The organism is Nocardia sp. NBC_01503, assembly GCF_036327755.1.
Taxonomy (GTDB): Bacteria; Actinomycetota; Actinomycetes; order Mycobacteriales; family Mycobacteriaceae; genus Nocardia.
Map to the genome: position 1 here is coordinate 2,788,267 of NZ_CP109596.1, position 12,200 is coordinate 2,800,466.

A 12,200-nucleotide genomic window follows, 5' to 3' on the forward strand; every position below is an offset into this window, starting at 1 on the left:
GTCGAGCTCGGCGGATTTCGGCGCGACCGGATCGGGCTGTCCCGCAGGTGAATCGGTCACGGTCGGGGTATCAGCCGTAACGGTCAACGCAACCTCCGTAGGTGAGTCCGGCTGTCGGACCCGAGAGGAACCGTCACCGCCACTATCGGCTGTACAGCCGACCGGATCGAAACCCTAGGTCAGATTGCGGTGTCTGTGAAGAGCAGTGCCACCGAATTACGCTGTCGCACAGATGAACCCGCACCTCAGCGCGTTTTGTGACGCTGCCGGTCGGACCAATTCGGTTCGGCCGCGGCGACCGCGCCCGCGTATGGGCCGAACACGTCCCGCGTGGTCCCGCCGCCGACTAGGCTGCCCAGGTGCCGTCCGGGCGACCACCGCGCATCCAGATCACCGGCCGCGCTCGCGCCGGTAAATCCACCGTACGAAACGCATTGTCGCTCTTGACCGCCGAGGAGACCGCACCGATCGACGCGCCCGGGCGAACCGATCCAGTCCTGGACGCGGATCTCATTCTCTATGTCCTGCCCGGCACCCTCACCTCCGCCGACCGTCGTGCACTGGCACCCCTGAATCCGGACCGGACCCTGGTGGTCCTCAACAAGGCCGACGCCATCAGCCCGCGCTGGTCCGACGCCGCCCAGGCCGCCGAACGCCACACCGAAAACCTCGGTATCCACACACTTCCCGCGGTGGCCTCGCTGGCCGCCCACACCCGCACCGGGACTTTCGGAGATGCGGATCTGCGCACCCTGCACCGCCACTGCGCTCGAAACGATCCGGCATTCACCCTCACCGAGGACCTCTTCACCGATCCGGCAGTGGCGCAGGATGCCTCGGCCCGCGCGGCCCTGCTCGACCGTTGGGGCCTTTACGGCGTCGCCTGCGCCCTCGCCGCTCTCCGCCACGCTCCGGCCCTCCAGCCCCGGTCGCTGCTGCAAATCCTGCACTTCGCCAGCGGAATAGATCCGATCTTTCAGGCCCTCCACGAGCGGTACCGACGGGCCGCCGCGGCCATCGTGGCCGGTGATCTCACCATCGCCCCAACCCAAGCCGGGTTCGGCAACGAATAACCAGCGTTGGACCGTGAACACGCTCCGCTCTACCTACCGAATGGCGTCGGCTCCGCCGGGCTGTCCGGCCGCGGGGCGCTGCCCACTGAATCCGATTCCGGCCGGACCGATTTCGGATTGGACCTGCCGCCCGTCGAACGGCCGCACGCGAGTTCGTCCGCCGCGCACGTGGTCGATTCCACGGAGCTGTCGACACCGCACGAAGAACCAGTCGACGCCGCACCCGGGCGCGTGGCGGCAGCGGATGTCGAGGCGTCGCCGTCGGGTCTCCCGGCTACCGCGGAAGCGATTGTGACCCGGTGGAATCCACACGGAATGGCATTGCTGCTGGCGATGCGGAGCACGGCGTGGGCGCGGGATACGCGGGTGGAGCTGATCGGCGAGGACGACGTGGGCATCGCGCTGTTGCGTGCCGAATTAGCCAGGTGGGCACCGCGAGTCGAATTTCTGGTAGCGGATGACGCGAGTCCGGGACCGCGTCGGCCAGCGACGGTGGCATGCGTGGTGCTGGACGCGGGTGCGCCGATCGGACGGGAGATGCTGGGGGTGGTGCACCGGCTACGCGGCGAGGGGACTCGGATCGTGTTCGCGCTGGCGGGGTTTCACGCGCATCGCGATTGGCGCGAGGTGCTGGAAAGGGATGCCGTCATATTGTCGGAGGCGATGCGCGTCGAGGCCGCGCCGACGGCGATGACGGCTTCGGTCCCAGTGCAGCCAAGGGGCGTGACGGCTTCGGGCCCGGTCGTACCGGCGGAGATGGCGACCTCGGCTCCGGTCGCACCGAAGGAGGTGTCGGGCTCAGCGCACGCCTCGCCGGTGGAGATTGTGCCGGTGTCGGTGCGAATGGCGGTGGTGGCGCGGGAGATCGGGGACGCGGCGCTGTCGGATCGGGCGGGGATGGGCCTGTTGTATGCGCGATTGGTGGCCGCGGTGGGGGCAGGTGCGGTGGCGGATCAGCGGGTGCTGGTGCGGGAGCGGGTGGTGCGCGAGACACGGACTCGGATCGAGGGCGAGTTGGCGAAGTTGCGGACCGGTGGGGATGTGGCGGTATTGCGGGCGGAGCGGGCGACGCTGCTGGCGGTGAATGACGGCGGCCGCGGAACCGCGATGGCAATGCTGCGGAATCGGCTGCATTTGGCGCGGGTCGATCTGCTGCACGAGGCGGGGGTGCGGATTCGGGGGTTGAATGCCGCGGCGCGGACCGAGATCGACCGTTTGCCGCATACCGCACATGCCGGATATCCACGCGGCTTACAGATTTCGGTGGAAAAGATCACACGTGAAATCGACCGCTCCATTCACGCTCGCCTCGCCGAGTTGGACGAATTGATCGAGAAGGCGGTCCACACATCGGAATTGGCGGTCGATGCGCCCGATGTGGCGGCTTTACCCGCGCTCACCTGGCGTGATCGCCCACCCCGGGTCGGTCCGGATCCCGAGCCGCGCTGCCGGGGTGTCGAAGATCATCTGATGATCGCGCTCGGAGCGTCCGCGGGCTTCGGTCTGGGGCGTCTGCTGGTGATCCCATTGTCGTGGTGGGCGGCGGCCGAATACGCGATTGTTCCGGTGGGTTTGGTGCTGGGGGCCGCCGCCGCGGGCTGGGTGGTGCGGGCGCGCCGGCAACTCGCTGAGCGTGCTCATTTACGGCAGTGGATGACGGACGCCCTGGTCAACGTGAAGGCGCAGTGGGAGCAGCGGGTGGCGACCGCGATCGTCGAGGCGGAGGAGCGGCTCACCGAGCGGGTGCTCCGGGCCAGCACCGCCCGCATGGTCGAAACAGACCGTCGGGTAGGGGAATTGGAGGCGCAATTGCGGCAGGCGGCGCAACGGAGACCCGCGTTGACCACCGCGTGCGATCGTGACCTGAGCGCGCTCGATTTCGCATAATCGCTGGTCGGAGGTTTCGACCCGATACCGACTGGACAACCCGATTCCATACGTCGGGATATATGGCGTTAACCTCTATGGCAGGAACCTGGGCGTCCGCTTGGTCCTTGTACGCCGTCCAGCCGGGACGAGCTACCTGCAAGGCGATGCGGGGGCCTTGCCGCAATGGTGGCACTCGGTGTCGCGAGCACCCCGGGCCACCCATCTCAGGAGAGTTGTTTCATGACCTCAGCGACCATTCCTGGTCTTCACGATGGCACCGCGCCCACCGAGCACAAGGAACTGCTTGCCTGGGTACAGGAGGTCGCAGAACTCACCCAGCCCGAGCGGGTGGTCTGGGTCGACGGCTCCGAGGAGGAGGCCGTGCGCCTCTCCGAGCAGCTCGTCGCGGCGGGCACGTTCAAGAAGTTGAACGAGGCCAAGAAGCCGAACTCCTACCTCGCCCTCTCCGATCCCTCCGACGTCGCGCGCGTCGAATCTCGCACCTACATCTGTTCGCGCAACGAGGCCGACGCCGGACCCACCAACAACTGGGTCGACCCGGCCGAGATGCGCGCCACCATGACCGAGCTGTACCGCGGCTCGATGAAGGGCCGCACCATGTACGTGGTGCCGTTCTGCATGGGCCCGCTCGGCGCCGAGGACCCCAAGCTGGGCGTCGAACTCACCGACTCCGAGTACGTCGTGGTGTCGATGCGCGTGATGACCCGCGCCGGCACCGCCGCGCTGGAGAAGCTCGGCACCGACCGCCCGTTCGTCAAGGCGCTGCACTCCGTCGGAGCTCCGCTGGCAGCGGGCCAGGCCGATGTGCCGTGGCCGTGCAACGACACCAAGTACATCACCCACTTCCCCGAGGACCGCGAAATCTGGTCCTTCGGTTCGGGTTACGGCGGCAACGCGCTGCTGGGCAAGAAGTGCTACTCGCTGCGTATCGCCTCCGCGATGGCGCACGACGAGGGCTGGCTGGCCGAGCACATGCTGATCCTCAAGCTGATCTCGCCGGAGAACAAGAACTACTACGTGGCCGCCGCGTTCCCGTCGGCCTGCGGTAAGACCAACCTCGCCATGATCCAGCCGACCGTCCCGGGCTGGCGCGCCGAAACCCTCGGCGACGACATCGCGTGGATGCGCTTCGGCAAGGACGGGCAGCTCTACGCCGTCAACCCGGAGTTCGGTTTCTTCGGTGTCGCGCCCGGCACCAACCACTCCTCCAACCCCAACGCGATGGCCACCATCGACGCGGGCAACACGGTCTACACCAACGTGGCGCTCACCGATGACGGCGACGTGTGGTGGGAGGGCCTGGAGGGCCAGCCCGATCACCTGATCGACTGGAAGGGCAACGACTGGTACGAGCGCGAGTCCGAAACCCTCGCCGCGCACCCGAACTCGCGGTACTGCACCCCGATGTCGCAGTGCCCCACCCTGGCACCCGAATGGGACGACCCGCAGGGCGTGCCGATCTCGGCCATCCTGTTCGGCGGTCGCCGCAAGACCACCGTCCCGCTGGTGACCGAATCCTTCGACTGGCAGCACGGCGTGTTCATGGGCGCGACCCTCTCCTCGGAGCAGACCGCCGCCGCCGAGGGCAAGGTCGGCACCGTCCGCCGCGACCCGATGGCCATGATCCCGTTCCTGGGCTACCACGTCGGCGACTACCTGGGCCACTGGGTGAACCTCGGCAAGAACGCCGACGCGAACAAGCTGCCGAAGATCTTCTATACCAACTGGTTCCGTCGCGGCGAGGACGGCCGCTTCCTGTGGCCCGGATTCGGTGAGAACTCCCGCGTGCTGGAGTGGATCGTCGGCCGCATCGAAGGCACCGCCGAGGCCACCACCACCCCGATCGGCAATGTGCCGGTCGCGGCGAACCTCGACCTCGAGGGCCTGGACGTGGTCCTGGCCGACGTCGACGAGGCGCTGGCCGTCAACCCCGAAGAGTGGAAGCGCGAGATCCCGCTCATCGAGGAGTGGTTCCAGTTCATCGGCGACAAGCTGCCCTCGGGCGTGCGCGACGAGTTCGAGGCACTGAAAGAGCGCCTGGGCTGAGCTCCTCCGCCTCTCCGCGCCTTTTGCCGACCACTCAGGTGCCACACAAGTTGCGTTGCGGGCTGGCGGTCGGGCATCGAGTGAGTTAGCCCGAACCCGACGAGTTACCCGGACCCGCACCTGATCAGTTGTCGCGAAACGGCCCCCACATGATTGTGGGGGCCGTTTTCGTTATGCGGTGTACCCGGCGGGCATCAGAACGGACTTGAGTTCGCAGTAGGCGTCCAGGCCCTCGGGGCCGTTCTCGCGGCCGATGCCGGAGGTCTTGTAGCCGCCGAAGGGGGCGCTGGGGTCGAAGGCGTACCAGTTGATGGCGTAGGTGCCGGTGCGGATGCGGCTCGCGACCTCCGCGCCGTGCTCGACATCGGTGGTGTAGACCGAACCGGCGAGGCCGTAGTCGGAGTCGTTGGCGATGGCGATCGCCTCCTGCTCGGTGTCGTACGGCAGCACCGACAGGACGGGGCCGAAGATCTCCTCGCGGGCGATGGTCATGGAGTTTGCGACGTCTGCGAAGACCGTCGGCTCCACATACCAGCCGGGGAGATCGGACGGGCGGCCGCCACCGTGGATCAGGCGCGCGCCCTCCTCCTTGCCCTTGGCGATGTAGCCCTCGACCCGTTCCCGCTGCGTTTGCGAGATCAGCGGGCCGAGTTGGGCATTCGGGTCATCGGGCAGGCCGAGCGGGAACAGGCGCACGGATTCGGTGAGGGCGTCGACGATTTCGTCATAGCGCGAGCGCGGGGCCAGGATGCGGGTCTGCGCCACGCACGCCTGTCCGCTGTTCATCAATCCGGAGAAGGCGAGCTTGGGCATATCGGCGATATCCATATCCGGCAACAGGATTGCGGCGGATTTGCCACCCAGCTCGAGGGAGCAGCGCTTGAGCTGACTGCCCGCGATGGACGCAATCTTGCGGCCGACGGCGGTGCTGCCGGTGAAGGTCACCTTGTCCACATCGGGATGGGAAATCAGGTATTCGGAGACCTCGGCATCGGCGGGCAGCACCGACAGGACACCCTCGGGCAACCCGGCCTCGGCGAAGAGTTCGGCGAGCAGGTTCGCCGAGAGCGGTGTCAGCGGTGCGGGCTTGAGCACCACCGAACAACCGGCCAGCAGGGCGGGGGCGAGTTTGTTCACGGCCAGGAAGATGGGCACGTTCCAGGCGATGACCGCGGCGACCACGCCGACCGGTTCGCGGGAGACGCGGGTGGTGCCGAACAGGCCGGTGCGGGATTCGGTCCAGGGGAACGACTTTCCGAGTCCGGCGTAGAAGTCGAGGGTGGCCCGGGCCGGAATGTAGTTGAGGGTGGAGGCGGCCATGGTGGGCGCGCCCATCTCGGCCGAGAGCGAGGCGGCCAGGTCGCCCGCCTTCTGATCGAGCAGCTGCACGACCCGGGCCAGCAATTCGGCGCGCTCCTCGGGAGGGGTGTTGCGCCAGGGTCCGTGATCGAAGGATTGCCGGGCCGCGGCGACGGCGGCGTCGACATCGGCGCGGGTGGGGTTGGGCACGCTGCCGACGGTTTCGAGGGTGGCGGGAGAGATGACCTTGATGGTTTCGGAACCGGCGGGAGCGGTCCAGCGACCGCCGATGAACAGACTCGGGTAATCCATGAGAACACGTTACAGTTTTGCTCCGAGAGCTGTCTGTAGTGTCGACCGGACTGCTGTCCCGCTCAGCGGGACAAATCTGAAATCGGACCTATCGGTTTAACTTTTGCGAAGGTGAAACCACTCTTTCGCTCGCGGTTCGCAATTCGGTTTGCCCATCGGTGTCCTATGCTCTCGGTGGCTCCACTCCACGGCCCAATCGGCCTGTTGCTATAAATTAGCTGTTGGTATTTCGGTTGCCGCGCCCATTTCGACATTTTCCTGCTGCCCCACGGCACGGCTCTCGTTCGATGCGCGAAAGGTAGGCGAACGTATGACCCAGGCGGATATCGACGATTTCGTTCTCCCGGAGTTGACCGGAGTCGCGTCAGTCTCGGCCAGCACGCCGATGCAGCGGGCTGCCAATCAATTGCAGAAGGTTTTGCCGCCCGGATGGCAGGTCGAGGTGGTGGAGAGTTCGCAGGGGACGGCGCGACTGGGGCAGCCGGTGTTGCGTCTGGTGATGGGCGATTTCTGAGCTATCGCACAGCACTCGGATAGATCGAATTCCGACCTGTCGGTTCGCTTTTCGTGAAACGCACTATTGCATTCCCCAGCGGTAGCGAGCATGCTTTATAGCTATCTTGGATAGCTCGCTCGATACGTGAACCGTTACCGCACAGGGGAGTCCGAGTCATGGCGGTGCAAGTGGTCGATCGGTCGCTCATGACAAGCGATCTCACGCCCCATCAGGCGAAAAGCGTTGGCGTGGGCGGATGGGTGGTGTCATTCCTGCCCGGCCGCACCCTCACCACCGAACAGGCCACCGCCGCATTACAGGCCGCGGAAGCGGTTGCCGCCGTGAATGCCCTCGCCGGTCAGGTCGGGCTCACGGCAATGGAGACCGTCGGGCTCGCAACCCAGGAGTCACCCTGGGGCGAACCCGAATGCGGCGGGCTACGAAGATTCTGGCGGCGTGGCCGACTCGAACACTGAATCCCGCTCGGCGGCATCGGTTGTCGCGGCCGCACGCTTGGTCGCGACCACCACCAGGTTGCTCGTCAGCACCTCGCGCACGAGTGGAACATGAACCACCCACCACGCCCAGCGCGGGTGGTACCGCGGGAACACCGCGAGCACCTCGACCTCGTCCGGTGTCGCGCGCGCCCAGCGCATGCCCGCGCCCGCGCCCACCGCGAAGAGTGAGCGGCCGAACCGATTCTTGGGCTCCCGCCCCAACTTTCGGCGATACCGGCGCGCCGCGTACTCCCCACCCAGGTAGTGCCACGGTCCGGTCTCATGCCCGCCGAACGGGCCGAACCACACCGTGTACGAAAACACCATCAGCCCACCGGGTTTGACCACCCGCAACATCTCTTCGGCCATGACCCACGGCCGCGGCACATGCTCGGCCACATTCGAGGAGATGCACACCTCGACCGCGTCATCGCGGAACGGCAGCGCCATCCCCGATCCGCGGACCGCCCCGGCCACCCGCAGCCCCGCCGCGTGCATCTCCGAGGGATCCGGCTCGACCGGCAGATACCGTGCGCCCGCCCGCCCGAACTCGTCCGCGAAATAACCGGGACCGCCCCCGACATCGAGCACCACGGTTCCGCGCAGCGAGCGCCCGGTCAGATCGCGATAGAAATCCGCCACCAGCTCCGCGGTGTCCGCGGCGATCCCGCCGTAGAACAATCCCGGATCGGTCTGCTCGAACCGGAAACTCCCCAGTAGGCGCAGAGACCGCCGCAGAGTGGCCCGCCGCGCGAATCGCGGACGGCTCCCGACACGTTTCTGCTGGGCTCGAAGCACGGCGAGCAGTCTCGCACAATGCCGCCTCCCAGCCCCTGCCCACCCGCGATGAAATGGCCGGGATCAGTCGTCCGACTTGCCCTCGGAACCCGATTCCACGATTCCGGATTCGGCCACGCCCGCCCCGTGCGGGCGGCGTGTCCGCCCGGCGTGGTGCCGGCGTTAGTGGTGGTCAGATGACCACTGTTACGCCGAAGGGCCGAGACGCGCTATATGGTGGAGCCCATTGTTCGCCGTCCGCCATCAATGACCCTGGAGATCGTCCCGTGCGTGAAGTGCTGCTGCTGTGCTGGCGCGACACCGGGCATCCGCAGGGCGGTGGCAGTGAGCGGTACCTGGAACAGGTGGGCGCGCAATTGGCGGCCCGCGGGGTGAAGGTCACGCTGCGGACCGCCCGGTACCCGGGTGCGCCCCGGCGGGAGCGCGTCGACGGGATCGATATCAGTCGCGGGGGTGGGCGGTACACCGTGTATCCGCGCGCACTCGCCGCCATAGCGCTCGGACGGCTCGGCGTGGGTCCGCTGCGCGGTACCCGACCGGATGCGGTGATCGACACCCAGAACGGCATTCCCTTCTTCGCCCGCGCCGCCGCGGCCGCGCCGACCGTACTGCTGGTGCATCACGGGCATCGGGAGCAGTGGCCGGTCGCCGGACGGCTGATCGGACGGATCGGCTGGTGGATCGAGTCCCGGCTGTCCCCGCGCGTGCACCGCGGCAACCAGTATCTGACGGTGTCACTGCCCTCAGCGGAGGAGTTGACCGCGCTCGGGGTCGAGGCGAGCCGAATCGCGGTCGTGCGCAATGGCGCCGAACCCGTGCCCGCACGGGTGCCGACCGGCGATCACTACACCCGAACCGCGCATCCGAGCATTGTGGTGCTGTCCCGGCTGGTTCCGCACAAGCAGATCGAGGACGCCATGGCGGTCGTGGCCGGACTGCGCGACAGCGTCCCCGGCCTGCACCTCGATGTGATCGGCGGCGGCTGGTGGGACGCCAACCTGCGCGCACACGCCGACGATCTCGGAATCGCGGACGCGGTCACCTTCCACGGGCATGTCGACGAGGACCGCAAACACGAACTGCTGGCCCGTGCCTGGGTACAGGTGCTGCCCTCCCGCAAGGAGGGCTGGGGACTGGCGGTCATCGAGGCGGCGCAGCACGGGGTGCCGACCGTCGGTTACCGGAGTTCGCGCGGACTCACCGACTCCATTGTGGATGGGGTGACCGGCATGCTGGTCGACGATGTCGCACAGCTGACCGAGGCGGTCGGCGAGCTGCTCGACGATGCCGAATCCCGGACGGTGCTCGGTGAGAAGGCGCGCGCCCGCGCACGCGAATTCTCCTGGGAGCAAACCGGAAACGGTGTCTTCGAGGTGCTGTCGACGGTGGCGCGCGGTGAACGCGTATCGGGCCTCGTGGCGGGCGCTACGGTCGAGCGGCACTCGCCGATCGTCGTCGGGTCGACGCCGGGTTCACTGACCGGCTGAGTACGGAAACCACTCCGCCGCACAGCAATACGGCCCACAGCAGATGCGCGGCACCGGCCGTCCGGCGAGCCGCGGCGGAGGCGTCATGCGAGGCGATACTCCCCGGGACTCGATACAGCTGTAGATCCCGATCGGAATACACCGGATTCAACTGGCTCAGAGTGGTTTTCGATTCACCCATCGGCCCGGGCGTACCGCCTTCGACCAGGACCCAGCCCACCCCGAGCCGAGCCAATCCCTCCGCTGAACCGCCATGCAGCAGTAGCTGTTCCACCTCGCGGGCACGCCTGCCCTCACCCGAGACCGTTGCCCCCGGCACCGGAAGCTCGCCCGTCTGCAACACATCACGCGGCAACATCCGCGGCGCCGGATCCAGCACCGGTGCGTTCCCGGCCCATCGGAACTTCCGGAACATCCCACCGGGCAGCACCGCCACATCGCCCGGCTCCTTCACCATCGTGGCGACCTGTTCCCATCCGCCCGGGTACCGCACCGGCCGCAACGCCCCGCCCACGCCCCAGGCCATGTCCGGCAGCGAAATCAGCACCAGCACAATGAAAACCGCCGCCACCGCGGCAACCGGACGCCGCCCGCGGCGCGCGCTCCCGCCCCGGGAGGCGTCGCGTTCGGTCGAGGTCTCACCGTGGTCGGCCGATCGACCTGCCGCAGCATCGCGGCTGCCCGCTTCGCTGTGATCGGTGCGAGCGTCGCCCGCCGCCACCTGATCCGGATCGGCTCGTTTCGCCGCGATCCACCCGGCGATCGTGCGGCATCCGGCGGCCGCGCACAGTGCGAACGCGGGCATGGCCAGGGCCACGAACTTCTGCGTATCGCGCAGCAGTCCGGCCCCCGGTGCCTTCGTCACCAGGAATTGCCCCGCTGACAGCCCCCATCCAGTCGCGCCGAGCGTGGGCAGTACGACGGCGAGGACCGCCAGCCCGATGAGCATTCGACGGGTGCGCGGGGCCCCGGTATCGAGCTCGCGGGCGCTGGCAGAACCCCTCGGGCTCGAAGACGGTGTGCGGCTCTCGGCCGCCCCGGCTTTCGTTCCGCCGGTTGCCGTCGTCGCGAGTGAAGGCGTGAGATCGCTTTCGGGCGTAGCGTTTTCGGCCGCCGCGGATTCGGCTTCTTCGCCCATCGCCGCGGCACGCCGATCGGGCATTGCGGAACGGCCGGTGTTGGAAGGGTTTGCTTCGGCCATCGCGAAATCGTCGCGCGCGAGGACCGCACGAACACCGGCGGTTACCAGCGCAAGGAGGATGGCGGTGCCGATCAGCGCGAAAAACGTTGTGCGCGAATCGGGGACGGCCGTGCTGTTCCAGATGCCACCCAATCCGGCCAGGCTGCCGAGGGTTCCGAGCCAGGGCTCGGCGCGCGCCGCGAAGGCCGCGACCCCGGCCGGGTCGGAGGGTTCGGCCCCCGAGCCCGCGAGCACGGTCGCGGTCAGCCAGGGTGCGGAGGCGGCAAGCCAGAGGCCAAGCGCGCCAACCGCATTCCGCCTGCCCACCAGCAGGCACGCGACACATCCCGCGAACAGCGAGCCCGTCGGCGTCAGCCCCGCCAACGCCAACCACCCGCCCAACGCGGCCCAGTCCCGCCAAGCGCGGACGCGCCGGGCAGGTCCGGGCGCTGTCGTAACGGTGGATCGCACAGCGCGAGAAGTCATGCCGGTGCGGGCCGCGACGCTGGGTGCGACCTCGGCCCCGGCGCATGGCCGTGCGGTGACTGTCCGCTCGACAGTGGGTGCCGAGTGGGGAGTCGCTGCCGGGTCGCGCGCCGCAGCGGGGACCGGCGAGTCCGTTCTCGGCTCCACGCCGGGTGTGTGGGCGATGCGTAAGCGGTTGGCCAGCAGGGCGATCCAGGGGAGGGCGGCGTAGCCGGTGAGCAGACTCCAGTGGCCCTGGAGGAGCCGTTCGGCGACGTACGGGTTCCAGATGGCGATGGTGGCCGCCACGAGTTGCGGGCCGGTGGATACGCCCAGCAGTTCGCGAGCGAGCCGGGCCGCGCCCCAACCGGCGAGCCAGAGCGCCACCAGCAGAATGGCTTTCACAATGAGGCTGCCGTCGATCAGCGGTGACAGCGTGGCGATGAGGGCGTCCTGCGGCACCGCGCGGGGTGCGGCATCCCCGAGTCCGAGGGCCGAATCCGTCAGGTAGGAGCGGGGTGTGCTCACCGCGTCGCGCAGCAGCAGATATCCCGGACCCGACAGGGGGCCGAGGACCAGCAGTGCCAGCGCCAAGCTGTATCCGGCGGGTAGCAGCCGGAACCAGCGCGCGTGTGGGTCCGCGTTCACACCGGCACC

The 12,200-nt window shown here is 68.0% G+C and carries 9 protein-coding genes; 6 read left to right on the forward strand and 3 right to left on the reverse strand.

Annotation, left to right across the window (positions count from 1 at the left end):
• Nucleotides 1-359: 359 nt before the first annotated feature.
• The 3 genes from OHB26_RS12535 to OHB26_RS12545 all read left to right on the forward strand — a co-directional run bounded on the left by OHB26_RS12535 (nucleotide 360) and on the right by OHB26_RS12545 (nucleotide 5,009).
• The gene (locus OHB26_RS12535) at nucleotides 360-1,073 is read left to right on the forward strand and encodes a hypothetical protein (protein ID WP_330184342.1); all 714 of its coding nucleotides are present in this window, start codon (nucleotides 360-362) and stop codon (nucleotides 1,071-1,073) included.
• A 6-nt stretch (nucleotides 1,074-1,079) separates the two neighbouring features.
• The gene (locus OHB26_RS12540) at nucleotides 1,080-2,960 is read left to right on the forward strand and encodes a hypothetical protein (protein ID WP_330184343.1); all 1,881 of its coding nucleotides are present in this window, start codon (nucleotides 1,080-1,082) and stop codon (nucleotides 2,958-2,960) included.
• Nucleotides 2,961-3,182: 222 nt separating this feature from the next.
• Nucleotides 3,183-5,009, forward strand: a complete 1,827-nt coding sequence (locus tag OHB26_RS12545; RefSeq protein ID WP_330184344.1) for a phosphoenolpyruvate carboxykinase (GTP) — start codon at nucleotides 3,183-3,185, stop codon at nucleotides 5,007-5,009.
• Nucleotides 5,010-5,180: 171 nt separating this feature from the next.
• Here OHB26_RS12545 and OHB26_RS12550 read toward each other — a convergent pair whose 3' ends face one another.
• The gene (locus OHB26_RS12550) at nucleotides 5,181-6,620 is read right to left on the reverse strand and encodes an aldehyde dehydrogenase (protein WP_330184345.1); all 1,440 of its coding nucleotides are present in this window, start codon (nucleotides 6,618-6,620) and stop codon (nucleotides 5,181-5,183) included.
• Between the two features lie 310 nt (nucleotides 6,621-6,930).
• Between OHB26_RS12550 and OHB26_RS12555 the strand changes: the two genes are divergently transcribed.
• Together OHB26_RS12555 and OHB26_RS12560 are read left to right on the forward strand one after the other, a co-directional pair.
• Nucleotides 6,931-7,134 carry a hypothetical protein gene (locus OHB26_RS12555; protein WP_330184346.1) on the forward strand — a complete coding sequence of 68 codons (204 nt, stop codon included), beginning with the start codon at nucleotides 6,931-6,933 and terminating at the stop codon, nucleotides 7,132-7,134.
• 158 nt (nucleotides 7,135-7,292) lie between these two features.
• Nucleotides 7,293-7,592 (forward strand): hypothetical protein, encoded by a 300-nt coding sequence (locus OHB26_RS12560; RefSeq protein WP_330184347.1) that lies wholly within the window; start codon nucleotides 7,293-7,295, stop codon nucleotides 7,590-7,592.
• Here OHB26_RS12560 and OHB26_RS12565 read toward each other — a convergent pair.
• Nucleotides 7,554-8,411, reverse strand: coding sequence for a class I SAM-dependent methyltransferase (locus OHB26_RS12565; RefSeq protein ID WP_330184348.1), 858 nt, complete (start codon nucleotides 8,409-8,411; stop codon nucleotides 7,554-7,556). The genes OHB26_RS12560 and OHB26_RS12565 overlap by 39 nt on opposite strands.
• Nucleotides 8,412-8,677: 266 nt before the next feature.
• On the opposite strand from OHB26_RS12565, the gene OHB26_RS12570 reads away from it, so the two are divergent.
• Nucleotides 8,678-9,898 carry a glycosyltransferase family 4 protein gene (locus OHB26_RS12570; RefSeq protein ID WP_330184349.1) on the forward strand — a complete coding sequence of 407 codons (1,221 nt, stop codon included), beginning with the start codon at nucleotides 8,678-8,680 and terminating at the stop codon, nucleotides 9,896-9,898.
• Here OHB26_RS12570 and OHB26_RS12575 read toward each other — a convergent pair.
• The gene (locus tag OHB26_RS12575) at nucleotides 9,837-12,191 is read right to left on the reverse strand and encodes a hypothetical protein (RefSeq protein WP_330184350.1); all 2,355 of its coding nucleotides are present in this window, start codon (nucleotides 12,189-12,191) and stop codon (nucleotides 9,837-9,839) included. The genes OHB26_RS12570 and OHB26_RS12575 overlap by 62 nt on opposite strands.
• Nucleotides 12,192-12,200 lie beyond the last annotated feature (9 nt).